We start from the raw sequence: 16235 nt of genomic DNA, 5'->3' as shown, positions 1-16235 counted from the left end.
GGTAAAACCGCGTAACAAATTACGCAAGTTTGGCGCCGACGATCTTTGCCGCGGCAGGCTTATCGAAATTGCCACCGGTGGCCTTGCCGAGTGCTCCCATGACCTGGCCCATCTGCTTCTTGGACGTGGCGCCCAGCTCAGCGATGACCTGCTCGATCAGAGCCTCGAGCTCCTCGCCCGAAACCTGCGCGGGCAGCAGGCTCTCCAGGATCTTGACCTGCTCGGTCAGGTTGTCGGTACGCTCCTGGTCGGTACCGGCCTTAATGGACATCTCCAGCGTCTCGCTCGTCTGCTTAATCAGACGCTTGATCATGCTGTTGACGTCTTCCTCGGTCACGTCGCGGCGCTCGTTAACCTCGATATTCTTCACCTCGGCCTTGACCTGGCGAATGATAGACAGGCGAACCTTGTCCTTGGCCTTCATGGCCGCAATCATTTCCTTCTGCAGTTCTTCGTTGGTCATCTGCAAATCCTCCTCAATAGTGCGGTCGGCACTCGCACGAGCGCCGCCCCATGATTACTTAGTCGTCGACGAATCGTCGGTCGAACTCTTGGTGACGCCCTTTAGACTCACGTTATAGGGTACGTCCTTGGGCATGGGGTTGACGGTAATGTCGGCGTCCTTCTTGTACTGCTCCAGCCACTCGCTGTATGCAGTGCTGGCCGCCTGCGTCTTCACCACGTTGGAGATGTACTTCTTGATGTCCTTGGGCACCTGCTTAATGTCATCGACCTGGCTATCGACATGGAAGTAGTCGGTGCACTTGATGATGTGATAACCATAGGTCGACTCGACGACGTCGCTCACATCGCCCTTGTTTAGTCCCTCGAGCGCCGCCTGGTAGCTGTCGACGAAGGTGGTGAGCTTGTCCCAGCCCACATCGCCCTTCTTCTCCTTGGAGCCGGTGTCATCGGAATACTGCTTCACGGCGTCCTCAAAGCTCAGTTCGCCGGAGTTGATTTTGTCCAGGCACTCCTGCGCCTTGGCCTTGGCGGCGGCCTTGTCCTCGTCAGATGCGTCGGAATCAACCTTGATCAGGATGTTCGACGAGCGGCGGGCATCGTTGTAGTTAGACAGGTTCTCGTTGATGTAATCGACGATCTCACTGTCCTTGGGCTTACTGGTGGGCGCCACGGCGTCCTTAAGCTTTTGCTGTGCCAGGTTCTCCTTGAGCGAGTCCTTGTAGGTGTCCTCGGTATAGCCGTAGGTCTTAAGGGTCTTCTTAAAGGCCTTGGCACCGCCCGCGCTCTTGCACGCGTCCTTCCATGCCTTCTCGACCTCCTCGTCCGACACCGTCACGCCGTTTTCCTTCTGCGCCTGCTGGAGCAGAATCTGCTGCGTGTAGGAATCGATGAGCTGCTTGCGGTACTTTTTGGGCGTCAGGTCGTTGTCGACCAGATACTGCGCCCAGTCCTTGTCCTTGGTGTAACCGTAGGACGTGCGCATGCTCATGATCTGCTTGGTCACGGTGTCCTCGGTGAGGTTGGTGCCGTTGATGGTGGCGGCGACACCGCCGGTAAGCTTGTAGCTCGAGGTATCCTCTGCCTGCGACATGAGACCGGAGCATGCCATGGCCGAGACGGAAAGCAGCATTGCCAGCACGCCGATAACCACCAGGACGATCTTGACGGTCTTAGACACGTACGTCTTGCGCTGCTTCTTACGAGAGCTGGAGGCAGCGCGAGCCTGCTGCTCGGGCGTCGGCGCGGCCTCGGAGTTCTTTTTCTTGTTTGCCATAGTTGGCCTTTCGCATCACGAATCGAACAAACGCCATTGTGTCACAACGCGGACCCCGCGACACACCTGGTGCATGGGGGACAGGTCAATCTGCACCATTTTGGTGCAAAGGGGGCTCTTCTGGCTGTCGGCAGTTAGGGACATTCCTTTTCTGCCGGCAGTTGGGGACAGTCCCCAAGTGCCGGCCCTAAAAGTGGCGACGGATGGCGTCGACCATGCCCTGGCATGTGGTCTGGCCGAGCACATCGGCTGCGGCGGCGGCATCCATAAAGATATTCATAAGCGATTGCAGGGCCTCGACCTGGCCGCTCGGCTCGGCGATGCCCAGATTGATGATGATCTGCGCCGGCACGGGGGCACCCATGCCCGCCATTGCACTGAACACCACGGGCGCCGCGGGCTTTACCACCGCGATATAGGGCTTAGCCACAAATCCGGGATCGGTGTGCGGGATGGCGATGTTGGCCGCCGGCATGGCAAGACCCGTGGGATAGGCATCCTCGCGCGTGCGGACGGCATCGAGCCAACCGGGCGCAATGTAACCGCGAGGTGCAAGCTCGTCCTCGAGCCGAGCAAACACCTCATCCGGCGTCGCGCACTCCCAATCAAAAAACACCAGCTCGGGCGTAAACAGCGCTTCGTTATCCGCCATGCGCTCACCTCTCTCACCTAGTCACCTGCGACGTTCTTAAACGACCAGTCATTCAAGAACGTCCCCGATGACTACCCAAAACAAAAGGTGGCCACGCACGCCTTGGCGCCAATGACCACCCTGACCACTCAGCTAAATTGTACTGTGCGCCGCTAGCCGCGAGGCGCGTCAATTGCCACCTTGCCGCTCTCCAGCACGTGGACGCGGCCGTCGGCGAGCATCTGAACTACCTCGGGATACAGCACGTGCTCAATCGCGTGGATATGCTCCTCGAGCGTGTCGACGTCCCAGCCCTCCTCGACAGCCAGCGCGCGCTGGGCGATGATGGGGCCGTTGTCGTAGATCTCGTTGGCGAAATGCACGGTCACGCCAGTTACCTTGACGCCGCGCGCAAAGGCATCGTCGATCGCATGCGCGCCGGTAAAGCTCGGCAGCAGCGCCGGATGCAAGTTGACCACGCGGTTGGGAAACGCCGCCAGCAGCGGCGTGTGCACCATGCGCATGTAGCCGGCCATGACCACATACTCGCAGCCGCGTTCGAGCAGCTCGTGCGCGATGATCTCGTCGGCGGCAATAGGGTCGGCGTAGACATCCTTGGACAGCGTGAGCGTCTGGATGCCCGCGCGCTCAGCGCGCTGCAAACCCTTAGCCGAAGGACGGCTCGACACCACAAGCTCAATCGAAGCGTTGAGCTTGCCGGCGGCGATCAGGTCGATCAACGCCTGCAGGTTGGTACCCGAACCGCTGATGAGCACGCCGATTTTGAGCGGCTCGGCCGTATCGGTGCCGGTCGGACGGGTATAGGACACAAAGTCCAGGCCCTTGGCGGCAGCCATCTGCTCGTTAGCGCTCATCGGAGTACACGACCTTACCGGAACCCTCGACGCACTCGCCCACGCGGAACGGCTTCTCGCCCAGCGCGACCAGGGCCTCGGTCACCGCGGCCTCGTCCTCGGGAGCGACGATCAGGCACAGGCCGACGCCCATGTTGAAGGTCTTGCATGCCTCGTTGGGCGCGAGCTCGGCCTGGCGCGACACGTAGGTGATGACGGGCGGAACATCCCAGCCCATCTCGGCACCGTTACGGGTGACCACGGCGTCAACGTCGTCGGCAAGCGCGCGGTTGAGGTTCTCGGTAATACCGCCGCCAGTGATGTGGGCGATGGCGTGCACTGGAGCGCCGCCGCGGAGCAGCTCAAGAACCGGCTTGACGTAGATGCGCGTGGGGGCCAGCAGGGCGTCAGCCAGCGAAGCGCCACCGAGCTCCTCGAGCGGACGGCTCAGCTCCTCGGCCTTAGCGGCGGCCTCGGGCGTACCCGGCTTAATGCCGTCGACGCCGATGACCTTGCGCACGAGCGAGTAGCCGTTGGAGTGCACGCCGGTGGAAGGCAGGCCCAGGATCACATCGCCCGGGCGGACGTTTGCGGGGTCGAGCATCTTGGGACGGTCGACGACGCCCACGGTAAAGCCGGCAAGGTCGTAGTCGGCCGGAGCCATGACGCCCGGGTGCTCGGCCATCTCGCCGCCCACGAGCGCGCAGCCCGCGAGCTTGCAGCCGTCGGCCACGCCCTTGATGATCTTTGCCATGTGCTCGGCCTCGATGTGGCCGATGGCAACGTAGTCCAGGAAGAACAGCGGCTCGGCGCCCGAAGCCAAAATGTCGTTGACGCACATGGCGACCAGGTCCTGGCCCACCGTCTCGTGACGGTCCATGATCTGGGCGAGCACGAGCTTGGTGCCCACGCCGTCGGTACCGCTAATCAGAATCGGGTCTTCCATATCCTTAAGCGCGGCGGCCGAGAATAAGCCACCGAAGCCACCGATGCCGCCGATGACCTCGGGACGGTTGGTGTCCTTAACCATTTGCTTAATAGCGTCGACGGCGCGGCCGCCCTCAGCGGTATCGACGCCGGCATCCTCATACGTCACATGCTTGCTGTCGCTCATCTGAGCCTTCCTCTCCCACTACCGTGGCGCCGCGCGTGCGCCAAACGGTGCTCATAGTTGCGTTCATTTCGGCGCGCGCCATAACAGCACGCGCCGCCATATCAACAAAACAGCAGGTAAAACCTACCAAAATAAACCTGTCCCTACATGGCAGGTTTTAGGCCTCGCCGTGCTCCTCTTCCCAACTGCGGTCGTCGTATTTCTCGACCACGGCGTCGTCATCAACATGCAGCGGCTTGTCCAGGTTGCGGGGCTTAAAGCCCTCCATGAACTTGTCGCGGCCAAAGCTCTCGGGAATCGCCACGGGGTAGCGGCCGGTAAAGCACGCATCGCAGTAACCGCCTTTGGGCATGACCTTAAGCAGGCCCTCGACCGAAAGGAAGGCCAGCGAATCGGCGCCGATATACTCGCAAATCTCGTCGACCGTCTTGTTGGCGCTGATAAGCTGCGACTGCACGTCGGTATCGATACCGTAGAAGCATGGCCAGATGACCTCGGGCGAGTTGATGCGGATATGAATCTCCTTGGCGCCAGCGTTGCGCAGCATCTTGACGAGCTGCACCATGGTGGTGCCGCGCACGATGGAGTCGTCGATGACGACCAGGCGCTTGCCCTCGATGTTGTCGCGCAGCGGGTTAAGCTTCATGCGCACGCCCATGGCGCGCAACTCCTGCGTAGGCTCGATAAACGTACGGCCCACGTAACGGTTCTTGATAAGGCCCTCGCCAAAGGGAATGCCGCTCTCGTGCGAATAGCCCTCCGCAGGCGGCAGGCCGGAGTCGGGCACGCCGATGACCAGGTCGGCCTCGACGGGCTCTTCGTGTGCCAGCTGACGACCCATGTCGTAACGGCAGGCATAGACGCTCTTGCCGTTCATGATGGAGTCGGGGCGGGCAAAGTAGACCTGCTCAAAGATGCAGTTTGCGGGCTCTTCGGCTGCAGGCACGCCCTGCTCGGATACCAGACCCTCGGCGCTGATGCGCAAAATCTCGCCGGGACGGACGTCACGGACGTACTCGGCGCCCACGATGTCGAGCGCGCACGTCTCGGAGGCAACGACCCAGCCGCCGGCGCGCGTGACATGGACGGCGGAGTCGACCGTCGAGGCACCGTCTTGCGAGGGCAGCTGCGAAACAGAAGCGGCATCGGCCTGGTCCAGACCTTCGTCCACCAGCTTGCCCAGCACGAGCGGGCGAATGCCGTGCGGATCGCGGAATGCGTAGAGCGCCTGCTCGTTGATGAGCGTCATGGCGTAGCCGCCGCGCACGAGCTCCATGGTCTTGCGAATGCCCTCGCGCAGATGACCCGTGCGCTGGGTAAAGTAGCCGATAAGCTTGGTCGCGACCTCGGAATCCGAATTGGAGAGGAACGGCACGCCCAGCTCGATCAGCTGGCGGCGCAGCTCGTCGGTGTTGACGAGGGTACCGTTGTGAGCAAGCGCGATAATGACGCTGTTGATGGTGGAAAGATGCGGCTGCGAGGCTTCCCAGCTCTTGGCGCCGGCGGTGCCATAGCGCACGTGGCCCACGGCCAGCTGGCCGGAGAGCGTCGACAGGTCGGCGTTGGAGAACACACGGTCGAGCAGCCCCAGATCCTTGCGGACCATAACCGTGCCGCCGTCACCCACGGCGATTCCCGCCGATTCCTGGCCACGGTGCTGCAGCGCACGCAGGCCAAAGTACGTCAGTCGAGCCACATCGCGATCGGGCGCCCATACGCCGAAAATGCCACATTCCTCATGCAGCTGGTCGGAGTCCGGATCATACGTCGACATGGTCTTCACCTGTCCCGCGGCGCGCTCGGCCGCGCAGATGGTTTCTTGAGACATGGCATCCCCTCAGAGCCTCGTATTTTGGCGTTACCCGCCTTATTATACGCACGGCGCGACGCGCTCCCCAGCGCATGAGCAGCGCTTTTTAAAAGCCCACCGAGCTAATAATCAGTTTTGTTGCCAAACATTTATTTGGCTTCACGACGTGGGTGGCAGTGCCACGCCGACCCTCACTACGCCACGCTTCGCCCGCCGTTAGGACTTACATTGTTGCAATTGGGACGTTCGTCCTGTCTTTTGGCAGGTCGGCGGCGTATCCTTGTGCCTACAGCAAAACGAGAAAGGTTATGTATGGATCGAAACGAACTCGACCCCAGCGTCCCCAGCGCCACGGAGGTCAAGAAGATCCCCCTCATCATTAAGGTATACGCCGTCCTGTGCATCCTGTCCGGCGTGGGCACGCTCCCGTCGGTCGGCGCCTTTATGTGGCAGGTCATCACCGCACTCATCAACGGCAACGCCGCCGCCAAGCTCGGCGACAACACGCTCGTCGCGGTCGGACTGATTGTCGCCGGCATCATGCTCTCGGCTGCCAGTGCCGTCATCTTGATCATCTTTGGCCTGGACCTCATCAAGAACCAGCGCCGCAATGCCGCCCGTCTGTCCTATACCCTTATCGCGTTTACCGTCGTCGAGCTTTTGGTTGACGTGATGCTCCAGGGCATCGGGCCCTTCTTGCTGCGCCCTGCCATCCAGCTCGGCATCCTCGTCGCGCTTTCGGCCACCGTCGACCCCACACTGCGCCAGGAGCGCGAGCTGCAGCGCCGCCTGCAGGAGATGCTCGACCGCGACGCCGCCGCCGAGGGCATGCTCGGGCGCGATGAAACCGGCGAGGGCTACATCAAGCTCAACTACTTCAACCTGTTCTGGGTATTCTTTGTCTGCTGCGTGCTCGGCCTGGTCCTGGAGGATATCTGGCATATGACCGTCAACGATCCGGGTGTCTACCAGGACCGCGCCGGTATGCTGTTTGGCCCCTTCAGCCCCATCTACGGCTTTGGTGCCGTGCTCATGACCATGGTGCTCAACCGCTTCTATAAAAAGAACCCCATCATCATTTTCCTGGTGAGCGCCCTGCTCGGCGCCAGCTTTGAGGTGTTCGTGGGCTGGTTTATGCAGACCGCGTTTGGCGTGGTCTCGTGGAGCTACTCGCACATAACGCTGTTCGGTATGCCCGACCCGCTCGTGGTCCTCACGGGCGGACGCACCTGCACGGGCTTCGCCTGTCTGTGGGGCCTGGGTGGCCTCATCTGGATCAAGCTGCTGCTGCCGAGGCTGCTCAAGCTCATCAACATGATTCCGTGGAAGAGCCGCTACTCGGCCACCGTCATCTTCACCATCATTATTCTGGTCGATGGCGTTATGACGCTGCAGTCGCTCGATTATTGGTATCAGCGCGTCAACGGCACGGAACCGGATATTCCCGTTGCGCAGTTCTACGGCAAGTACTTCGATAATGACTTTATGGAGAATCGCTTCCAGAGCATGACCATGAGCCCCAAGGACGCCACACGCGTATAGCGCTGGCGCTGCTGCAGGTCGGTTCCAACGGACAAGTAAGCCCGCTGGCAGTTCAATCTAACTGCCAGCGGGCTCTTGCTACAGATGGGCTCGAATCGATCGCAAAGCCCTATGCCTCGCGCTCTACCTCGTTCACGCATTCATTCTTGATGGTGCCGACAAGCGACTGCAGGGCATCGACCACGTGCGGACGAATGTCTCCGCCAATGAGCACGAGCATGATGTCGTCACCCACGGCGAGCTCGCCGCTTGCCAGCCACACGCGCACATAGCCGATACCCGGCATCGCGCTCGTGGCCTCGATAGCAGCCTGCACCTTCTGAGCATCGAAGCCGAACACCATGCCGCCCACCTTGTGGCCCGGCGCCACGCCATCGGTCTCGACACCGCGCGCCTCGGACTTGGGCGTCGCGCGCACCACACCGTTATGCGTCAGATACATCCCACAGCCTGCCGCCGAAGCATCGGCCTTGGCCTCGCGCAGCCAAGCATCAACCGAAGGCATCGTTTTGCCATTCTCGAGCATCATTTCCCCTTTCACCGTCATTGAGTAGCCCATTATCTATTCCTCGACCGGCGTGAGCACCATGACGGCGCGCGTATTGCTAAATGACAGCGAGCGACAGGTCACGAGCGTCACGACCTTGGTTGCCGAAGCAGCGCGATTGCCTGCATCACTCGCCACTGCCGAAGCACCGTCGAGCATCTCGGACAGGTAGTTCTTGAGCCCGTCGTCACCCTCAAAATTAGGCGTGCGCGCCTTGGCATACGTATCCTCGACGACCTTGGTCGCCAGCGGTCGCAGCTTATACGTTGCATCGCGCGTGATGTAATACACGTACTCGATGCTATCGAATGTCGCTTGGTCGGTGGTGTCCGAAATCACGTTGAACATCGACCCGTCATTCATGTGGTGGCCGTAGATCGTGGTCTGCTGGTCAACCATTCCCGGCGCGGTGTCATCGCTATCCAGGAAAATGGCCCCGGACGCATTGGCCGTACCGTCGAACAGCGTGTTGAGGTATTTGGAGTTGTTGTTGGTCTGCACCACGGGATAGTTGATGTTGGTTCCCGGCACGTAAATCCAACCCACAATCTCGGGGTTTGTCTGAGCAAGCGCATCGAAGTCGATAATCGGCACGCCGCTGGCGTCCTTATCGCTTACATATTGCTTCTCGATTTTCTGGTATGAATCGCTCGCCTGCTTATAGCCAATCTGAGCATTGATAAAGATGGCGGCGGCGGCGACAATCAGACCGATGCCCACGATGATGAGCAGAATGGGGATGATGGAGCGGCGCTTCTTACGCGGCGGCTCGGTGTAGCTGGACGGAGCGCCGCTCGGTTGCCTCGTCGTCCGGGTCCGCTTCTTTGCCGTGCCATATGACGAGGGGCGATACGCAGCCGGTGTATCCTGACGGCGATGGGACGTCGGCGTTACGGGGCGCGGTGCACGAGCCTGCTGAGGAGAGAATGCCCGACCCTGCTGCATGGAGCGGGCCGATCCCGACTTGGATGGATCGGGGATCTGAGAAGCCGAAAAACGTTTTCCCTGATAGTCGGACATGACTCTCCCTATGATTACAGCGGAACGGCAAGTCGCTTAGGCGTCGGCCATCTCCTGCTTCATCTTCTCGATAACCTTGCGGTACTCGGGGTCGCAAGCACCCAGAATCTGCGTGGCATAGATGGCGGCGTTCTTGGCGCCGTTGATGGCAACGCAGGCCACGGGCACGCCCGAAGGCATCTGCACCATCGACAGCAGCGAATCCATACCGCCCAGGTCACTCGTCTTCATAGGCACACCGATAACCGGCAGCGGCGTAAAGGCAGCCACGACACCACCCAAGTGAGCGGCCTTGCCGGCGGCGGCGATAATCACTTTAATACCGCGATCGGCAGCAGTCGAGGCCCACTCGTGGACCTTTGCCGGCGTGCGGTGTGCGCTCGCAATGACGAGCTCATAGGGCACACCAAGCGCCTCGAGCTCGGCGGTGCAGCCTTCCATAACGCCCAGATCGGACTTGGAACCCATGATGATCCCGACGACCGGCTTTTGATCTGCCATAAACAAAGACCTCCTGTTGAGAGCGGCGACGCGGCGGATCCGCGACCCTTAACTACTGAGAGTAGTATAGCTGCTCCCGTCCCTGCGGTCCCCGGGTGCCCCGCGGCGGGCTGGGTTTTTATCTTCGCTCCCCTTGCTTCGCAAAGTCGCTCAGATAATAAACCCAGCCCGCCGCGGGGCACCCGGGGACCTACCGGGGATTGCTATGACGTACGTTGGCTGAAATATTAACGTGGGCTCCGCCGTTCGAACGAACGGCGGAGCCCACACTCACTTTTTATTCAGCCCTAGTCATCGCGCAAAGCCCCTTCTGCAGCACACGGTGCAGCCGAGTCACCGCAGGCTGGGGCGGGGGGCGGTCCTTTCTCTCGGAAAACTTCGCGAAGCCCAGTTTCCGAGAGAAAGTGTCCGGCTCCCGCCCCGGCCGGACAGCTCGACCTACACCGTGTGCTGCGGCAGGTCCTGCAGGGCGATGACGTCCATGCCCATGTCGTTGGCGCTGCCGTGACCCTGCTGGTCCTCACGCACCGCCTCGATGGCACTCACGTACGTGTTGGCGGCAGACATCGCGGTCACGCAAGTCACGCCGCGGCGCACCGCCTCGGTGCGCAACAGATAGCCGTCGCCACGCGAGCCCGGGCCGTACGGTGTGTTGATAATCACCGCGATCTTGCCATCGGCGATGAGGTCACCGATGTTGGGACGCTCGCCGTCGTGCGGGCCGCTGATCTTTTCCACGACCTCACACGTCACGTTGCCTCCGCGCAGCACGCGCGCCGTACCCTCGGTAGAGCAGATGTCAAAGCCCAAGTAGCGCAGGATACGGGCGACCGAAAGGATATGGCGCTTATCACGATCGCACACGCTGATGAACACCTTACCGCAACTCGGGTCGGGCAGCTTGTAGTCAATCGCCAGCTGCGTCTTGGCATATGCTTCGGGATAGCTCTTGGCGATACCCATGACCTCGCCCGTCGACTTCATCTCGGGTCCCAGGATAACGTCGGCTCCCGGGAAACGACCCCAGGGCATAACGGCTTCTTTCATGCAGAACCAGTCCAGCTGACGCTCGTCGCTCGGCAGGCCCAGGCTCGCGATGGAATCGCCCGTCATGATACGCGCCGCGCACTTGGCCAGCGGCACGCCGGTGGCCTTGGAGATGAACGGCACGGTACGGCTGGCACGCGGGTTGGCCTCGATCACGTAAACAGTCTCGCCCTTGATGGCATACTGCACGTTGACCAGACCGCGGACTCCCAGCGCCATCGCGATGCGGCGCGTGGTCTCGCGAAGCTTCGCCTGCAGGCTCTCGCTAAAGCTGAACGGCGGAATGCAGGTCGCAGAGTCACCGGAGTGGATACCGGCCTCCTCGATATGCTCCAGGATGCCGCCGATGTAGACCTCCTCGCCGTCGCACAGGGCGTCGACGTCGGACTCGATCGCACCCTCCAGGAAGCGATCGAGATACACCGGGTAGTCGGGGCTAATGCGCGCAGCCTCGGCCATGTAATCGCGCAGATGCTCGGCATCGTAGGCGATCATCATGCCGCGACCGCCCAGCACATAGCTCGGACGCACCAGCAGCGGGTAGCCAATGTGCGCGGCAACGGCTTCGGCCTCCTCAAACGAGGTGGCCTGGCCCGCCGGCGGGTACATAATGCCCAGCTTGTCGAGCAGGGCGGCAAAACGCTCGCGGTCCTCGGCAAAATCGATGGCGTCGGGCTTGGTACCCATGATGTTCACGCCGCTCTCCTCGAGCATGCGTGCCAGTTTAAGCGGGGTCTGACCGCCGAGCGTCACTACGACGCCGTCGGGACGCTCAACGTCGATAACGTCCATGACGTCCTCGTAGGTGAGCGGCTCAAAGTACAGGCGGTCTGACGTGTCGTAGTCGGTCGAGACGGTCTCTGGGTTGCAGTTGACCATGATGGTCTCGAAGCCGCGGGCCGCCAGCGCATAGCTCGCGTGCACGCAGCAGTAGTCAAACTCGATACCCTGGCCGATACGGTTGGGACCGGCACCCAGAATCATCGCCTTGGGCTTGCTTGCCGGCGTGGTCTCGTCGGGGGCAACGCACTTCTTGGCGATCGGGCTCGTACGGTAGATGTTCTCGTAGGTCTTATAGTGGTATTCCGTGGCACTCGAGAACTCGGCGGCGCAGGTGTCGACCGTCTTCATGCTGGGAACCACGCCCAGACCCTTACGGTAAGCGCGAACAAAACGCTCATCCGAGCCGGTCAGCGCGGCAATCTCGGCATCGCTCGTGCCATACTGCTTGAGCAGGCGCATCGCGTCGGCGTCAACGTCCTCCACGCGCAGGCCGCGAACGCTCTCCTGGACCCGCACCATATCGTTGATGCGGTTGAGATACCACGGATCGATACCGCAGATGGCGTGGATGCGCGCAACATCCCAGCCACGGCGCAGGGCCTCGACCACAAAGAAGATGCGGTGCTCAGTCGGGGTGCCCACGGCCTGGGCGAGTTCATCGTCGCTCAGCTTATCGGCGCCCTCCTTGCCACCGGCGCAAATACCCTGGTGCCCGTCCTCCAGCGAGCGCATGGCCTTGCCAAAGGCCTCCTCAAAGGTGCGGCCGATCGCCATGATCTCGCCCACGGCCTTCATGCGCGTGGTGAGCGTGGGGTCGGTGCCCTTGAACTTCTCGAAGGCAAAGCGTGGCACCTTGACCACACAGTAGTCGATCGTGGGCTCAAAGCAGGCGGGCGTGGCCTTGGTGATGTCGTTGACGATCTCGTCGAGCGTATAGCCCACGGCCAGGCGAGCGGCGGCCTTGGCGATGGGGAAACCCGTGGCCTTGGAGGCCAGCGCGGACGAACGGCTCACGCGCGGGTTCATCTCGATGACAATCAGGCGGCCGGTTTGGGGATTCACGGCAAACTGCACGTTGGAGCCGCCGGTCTCGACGCCGATCTTCTCCAGGATGGCGAGCGAGGCGACGCGCATGCGCTGATACTCAAGGTCGGAGAGGGTCTGCGCCGGCGCCACGGTGATGGAGTCACCGGTATGCACGCCCATGGGGTCGAGGTTCTCGATGGAGCACACGATGATGCCGTTGCCGGCGTGGTCGCGCATGACCTCCATCTCGTACTCTTTCCAGCCCTCGATGGACTCCTCGACCAGCACTTCATGGGCAGGCGAGAGTTCAAGGCCCTGGCTCACGATGGAGACGAGTTCCTCGTGAGTATGCGCGATGCCACCACCGGCGCCGCCCAAGGTAAAGCTCGGACGCAGCACGCAGGGATAGCCCACACGCTCGGCGATGGCCTCGGCGTCAGCCACGCTGTAGGCATAGCCCGAGCGCGCGACCTCCAGGCCGATCTCGGCCATGGCCTCGTTAAAGAGCTTACGGTCCTCACCGCGCTCGATGGCGGCAAGGTCACAGCCGATCATCTCGACGCCGTACGTGTCGAGTGTGCCGTCCTTTGCCAGCTCGACGGCGGCATTCAGACCGGTCTGGCCGCCCAGCGTGGGCAGCAGCGCGTCCGGGCGCTCCTTCTTGATCACGCGCTCGATAAATTCGGCAGTGATGGGCTCGACATAGGTGCGGTCGGCCAAGCCCGGGTCGGTCATGATGGTCGCCGGGTTGGAGTTGACCAGGATGACCTCAAAGCCATCCTCCTTGAGCACCTTGCAGGCCTGGGCGCCGGAGTAATCGAACTCGCAGGCCTGGCCAATGACGATGGGGCCCGAGCCAATGACGAGGATACGCTTGATGTCGGTACGTTTAGGCATGTTAGTTCTCCTCGGTCTCGGTCGCGGCGGAACCATCGTCGGCGAAATTCCAGCCCTGCAGGCGGTCCTTGGCGGTATCGATGTCCAGATAGTTTTCCTCGCCGTCCATGAGTCGCGTAAAGGCGGTAAAGAGATAGTGAGCATCGGTGGGGCCAGGTGAGGCCTCGGGGTGGTACTGCACCGAGAAGCACGGCGCGTCGAGCAGCTGGATGCCCTCGGCGGTGCCGTCATTGAGATTCACATGCGTCAGGCGAATGCGGCCGAAACGCTCGTTCATCACGACCGGCGCGATACCGCGGCGCACCCAGACGCGCAGATCGCCATCGGCCGCGTGCTCGGTCTCGCCGCCCGAAAGCTCGGGGACAAGCTTGCCCAAGCTGGGGAACAACAGGCCAAAGCCGTGGTTTTGCGCGGTGATCTCCACGCGGCGGCTGACCAGATTCATAACCGGCTGGTTGCCACCACGGTGACCGAACTTAAGCTTTTCCATCTGAGCGCCGCACGCCAAGCTGATCATCTGGTGACCGAGGCAGATGCCAAAAACCGGCACCTTGCCGATCAGCTGCTGCACCTGCTCGTAGGTCTCCACCACGGCATCGGGGTCGCCGGGGCCATTGGACAAAAAAACGCCATCGGGATTCATGTCGAGCACCTGCTGGGCGGGCGTATCCCACGGCACGACGGTCAGGTCGCAGCCGGCACGGACCAGGCCCTCCAGAATGCCGCGCTTCACGCCGCAGTCGTAGGCAACCACTTTGTGGCGGGCAGGAGCGGCAGGGGCAAGCGCAAAGTCATGCGTAGCGGGCAGGTCGCTCGCAGCAAAAGCGTGGGGCTCAGGGCAGCCCACGGTCTTGACCAGGTTCTCGCCGACCAGCGTGGGCGCGGCGGACAGGCGTTCAGCAAGCTCGTCGACGTCGAAGATCTCCGTCGAGATTATGCCCATCTTGGAACCGTTGTCGCGCAGGTGGCGCACGAGAGCGCGGGTGTCGACGCCCTCGATAGCGACGATGCCGTATGCACGCAGGTACTCCGGCACGCTGACAGTCGAGCGCCAGTTAGAAGGCGTGGCGCACATGTCGCGGACGACCATGCCACGCATGGCGGGAGCGCTCGCGGGGCGAGCGGTATCGCCGGGGAAGGCCGACTGGACGTCGGTCTCGTCAATGCCGTAGTTGCCGATCTGCGGATAGGTCATGGTTACGATTTGACCGGCATAGCTCGGGTCGGTCATGACCTCAAAGTAGCCCTCGAGCGACGTGTTAAAGCAGACCTCGCCGGTTGCGGTACCCTCGGCACCACATGCACGGCCATAAAAAATGGTCCCATCCTCAAGATACAGGATGCAGGGACCGCAGGTGCCCTTGCTGGTTTTAGCCAGCATACGCTGGCACAGCTCGCTGGGCGCGATGGTGCGGGCGGCAGCGCCCGCAATATGGTTGTTCGCCATAGTTCTCCTTCCCGGTCTCACAGGACCGGCTTAAAGGTGTGTAGTTAGGCCTCGCGGTATTCTAACCGCAAGCATCGCCCATGGCATTAATTACATAGAATTGTTTACAAAATGATAATTATGACTTCCTGTGCATAATGATTTTTCTGGGACGGGGATTAAAAAATCATTCTGAAAGCAGGGCTTTGTCGCCAACTGCATACATGACAGAATGATTTTTTAATCCCCGTCCCAGAAAAATCATCCCGCGTGGGCTTGCGGCTCACGCGGGATGACATCGTTCTATGTGGCTGCGGACTACTTTTGCTTGTCCTGCTCCAGCAGCTCGGACGGCGTGCGATCGAGCTTTCCGCCGCGGAAGATCTCTCGACCGTGCAGACGATGCTCAAGATCGCGCTCGGCCTGCTCCTCCGTGATCTTGGTCTGGCTCACCACCGGGTCCTCGATCAGCGATGAAACCGAGTTGACCTGTTTTTGAATGCGCTCGGCAATGGTGTCGTCCATGCTTACGATGCGCATCTTCCAGTCGATACTCGTGGCGTTGGACGAGCTCTTGGTCCAAACGAACGTCAGGATGGCGCTTTGGTGCCCCTGAGCAGGAAACATGCCAAAGAAGGAATCATGCTGGATCCTGCTGTCCTCGTCGATATAGGCGTGAACGTTATACACCACACGGTCGATCTTGTCGTTGAGCAGGGCATTGGTTGCGAGCGCCGCCGCCTGAATCTGACCGTTGGACAGCAGCTCGAGTTCATTGGCAGAAGACGTGTCCAGCACCGTCACCTCAACCGTGCCCGTGCGCTCATCTGCCTCGTCGACGGTAAAATCGAGCGGGAACTGCGTAAAGCCATTGCCCCATTCAAGTCCACCCTTGAGCGCGGTCGAAACGGTATCCACCGAAACACTTTCGGAAAGGTTCGCGGTATTCAGACGTCGCATCACGCCGTAGCCAATCTGCATGCCAACAATCAGCACCAAAATGCCGATAACCACGGCCATGGCGGTCTTCGTAATGGTATGGCTCACCTGCGAGCCCGAAGGGTCGTCCTCGGACAGCGGGTCGATATGTTTTGCCTGGCTCGCGCGATCCTCGCTGCGCAGCCGCGCCAGCGTCGCCTTGTCGCCGCGCTTGACGGCGGCCTCTTTCTCGCGCATGCGCTCGGTGCGCTTTTTGGCGAGCGTAGGATCCAAGACGCCGGATGCATCGATTTCGGAGAATAACTCCGTCACTTCTTCCGGAGTCAAAGGGTTCTTATCAGCCATGATCTTCCTGTCATA

At 61.2% G+C, this 16235-nt stretch carries 13 protein-coding genes; 1 reads left to right on the top strand and 12 read right to left on the bottom strand.

Going from position 1 to position 16235, the window contains the following annotated elements:
- Positions 1-19: 19 nt before the first annotated feature.
- The 6 genes from ACKUUJ_RS02085 to purF all read right to left on the bottom strand — a co-directional run bounded on the left by ACKUUJ_RS02085 (position 20) and on the right by purF (position 6165).
- Positions 20-463: a GatB/YqeY domain-containing protein gene (locus tag ACKUUJ_RS02085; RefSeq protein WP_006235801.1), complete on the bottom strand. Its 444-nt coding sequence runs from the start codon at positions 461-463 to the stop codon at positions 20-22.
- 54 nt (positions 464-517) lie between these two features.
- Positions 518-1738, bottom strand: coding sequence for a peptidylprolyl isomerase (locus tag ACKUUJ_RS02080; protein ID WP_409064494.1), 1221 nt, complete (start codon positions 1736-1738; stop codon positions 518-520).
- A 187-nt stretch (positions 1739-1925) separates the two neighbouring features.
- Positions 1926-2390, bottom strand: a complete 465-nt coding sequence (locus ACKUUJ_RS02075; RefSeq protein ID WP_409064493.1) for a PTS sugar transporter subunit IIA — start codon at positions 2388-2390, stop codon at positions 1926-1928.
- Positions 2391-2542: 152 nt separating this feature from the next.
- Positions 2543-3244 carry a phosphoribosylglycinamide formyltransferase gene (purN, locus tag ACKUUJ_RS02070; protein WP_195361671.1) on the bottom strand — a complete coding sequence of 234 codons (702 nt, stop codon included), beginning with the start codon at positions 3242-3244 and terminating at the stop codon, positions 2543-2545.
- Positions 3234-4337: a phosphoribosylformylglycinamidine cyclo-ligase gene (purM, locus tag ACKUUJ_RS02065; protein ID WP_195361672.1), complete on the bottom strand. Its 1104-nt coding sequence runs from the start codon at positions 4335-4337 to the stop codon at positions 3234-3236. Before purM ends, purN begins: the two co-directional genes overlap by 11 nt.
- A gap of 157 nt (positions 4338-4494) precedes the next feature.
- A complete protein-coding gene (gene purF, locus ACKUUJ_RS02060) occupies positions 4495-6165 on the bottom strand; it encodes an amidophosphoribosyltransferase (RefSeq protein ID WP_409064492.1) in 1671 nt (556 codons plus the stop codon).
- A 294-nt stretch (positions 6166-6459) separates the two neighbouring features.
- On the opposite strand from purF, the gene ACKUUJ_RS02055 reads away from it, so the two are divergent.
- On the top strand, positions 6460-7689 hold the full coding sequence (locus ACKUUJ_RS02055) for a putative ABC transporter permease (RefSeq protein ID WP_409064491.1): 1230 nt from the start codon (positions 6460-6462) through the stop codon (positions 7687-7689).
- A gap of 109 nt (positions 7690-7798) precedes the next feature.
- Here the strand turns inward: ACKUUJ_RS02055 and ACKUUJ_RS02050 are convergent, their stop codons facing one another.
- From ACKUUJ_RS02050 to ACKUUJ_RS02025, 6 genes are all read right to left on the bottom strand, one after another.
- Positions 7799-8248, bottom strand: coding sequence for a molybdenum cofactor biosynthesis protein MoaE (locus ACKUUJ_RS02050; protein ID WP_409064490.1), 450 nt, complete (start codon positions 8246-8248; stop codon positions 7799-7801).
- Between the two features lie 3 nt (positions 8249-8251).
- Positions 8252-9256, bottom strand: a complete 1005-nt coding sequence (locus ACKUUJ_RS02045) for a sortase domain-bontaining protein (protein ID WP_409064489.1) — start codon at positions 9254-9256, stop codon at positions 8252-8254.
- A gap of 36 nt (positions 9257-9292) precedes the next feature.
- Entirely contained in the window at positions 9293-9757 is a 465-nt protein-coding gene (gene purE / locus ACKUUJ_RS02040) for a 5-(carboxyamino)imidazole ribonucleotide mutase (RefSeq protein ID WP_006235810.1), read from the bottom strand.
- A 438-nt stretch (positions 9758-10195) separates the two neighbouring features.
- On the bottom strand, positions 10196-13510 hold the full coding sequence (carB, locus tag ACKUUJ_RS02035) for a carbamoyl-phosphate synthase large subunit (protein WP_409064488.1): 3315 nt from the start codon (positions 13508-13510) through the stop codon (positions 10196-10198).
- A gap of 1 nt (position 13511) precedes the next feature.
- Positions 13512-14957, bottom strand: a complete 1446-nt coding sequence (gene carA, locus ACKUUJ_RS02030; protein ID WP_409064487.1) for a glutamine-hydrolyzing carbamoyl-phosphate synthase small subunit — start codon at positions 14955-14957, stop codon at positions 13512-13514.
- Between the two features lie 297 nt (positions 14958-15254).
- Positions 15255-16220, bottom strand: a complete 966-nt coding sequence (locus tag ACKUUJ_RS02025; RefSeq protein ID WP_409064486.1) for a hypothetical protein — start codon at positions 16218-16220, stop codon at positions 15255-15257.
- Positions 16221-16235: the final 15 nt, after the last annotated feature.

The sequence above is a fragment of the Collinsella sp. wc0583 genome (assembly GCF_046116915.1).
In the GTDB taxonomy this organism is placed as follows: domain Bacteria; phylum Actinomycetota; class Coriobacteriia; order Coriobacteriales; family Coriobacteriaceae; genus Collinsella.
This window is presented reverse-complemented; position numbering and strand designations above follow the sequence as displayed.

Bases quoted from the DNA above. Each gene is read 5' to 3' on its own strand.
- purM (WP_195361672.1), bottom strand. From the start codon at position 4,337: ATGAGCGACAGCAAGCATGTGACGTATGAGGATGCCGGCGTCGATACC.
- purF (WP_409064492.1), bottom strand. From the start codon at position 6,165: ATGTCTCAAGAAACCATCTGCGCGGCCGAGCGCGCCGCGGGACAGGTG.
- carA (WP_409064487.1), bottom strand. From the start codon at position 14,957: ATGGCGAACAACCATATTGCGGGCGCTGCCGCCCGCACCATCGCGCCC.
- ACKUUJ_RS02025 (WP_409064486.1), bottom strand. From the start codon at position 16,220: ATGGCTGATAAGAACCCTTTGACTCCGGAAGAAGTGACGGAGTTATTC.
- ACKUUJ_RS02055 (WP_409064491.1), top strand. From the start codon at position 6,460: ATGGATCGAAACGAACTCGACCCCAGCGTCCCCAGCGCCACGGAGGTC.
- purN (WP_195361671.1), bottom strand. From the start codon at position 3,244: ATGAGCGCTAACGAGCAGATGGCTGCCGCCAAGGGCCTGGACTTTGTG.
- carB (WP_409064488.1), bottom strand. From the start codon at position 13,510: ATGCCTAAACGTACCGACATCAAGCGTATCCTCGTCATTGGCTCGGGC.
- ACKUUJ_RS02050 (WP_409064490.1), bottom strand. From the start codon at position 8,248: ATGGGCTACTCAATGACGGTGAAAGGGGAAATGATGCTCGAGAATGGC.
- purE (WP_006235810.1), bottom strand. From the start codon at position 9,757: ATGGCAGATCAAAAGCCGGTCGTCGGGATCATCATGGGTTCCAAGTCC.
- ACKUUJ_RS02075 (WP_409064493.1), bottom strand. From the start codon at position 2,390: ATGGCGGATAACGAAGCGCTGTTTACGCCCGAGCTGGTGTTTTTTGAT.
- ACKUUJ_RS02085 (WP_006235801.1), bottom strand. From the start codon at position 463: ATGACCAACGAAGAACTGCAGAAGGAAATGATTGCGGCCATGAAGGCC.
- ACKUUJ_RS02045 (WP_409064489.1), bottom strand. From the start codon at position 9,256: ATGTCCGACTATCAGGGAAAACGTTTTTCGGCTTCTCAGATCCCCGAT.
- ACKUUJ_RS02080 (WP_409064494.1), bottom strand. From the start codon at position 1,738: ATGGCAAACAAGAAAAAGAACTCCGAGGCCGCGCCGACGCCCGAGCAG.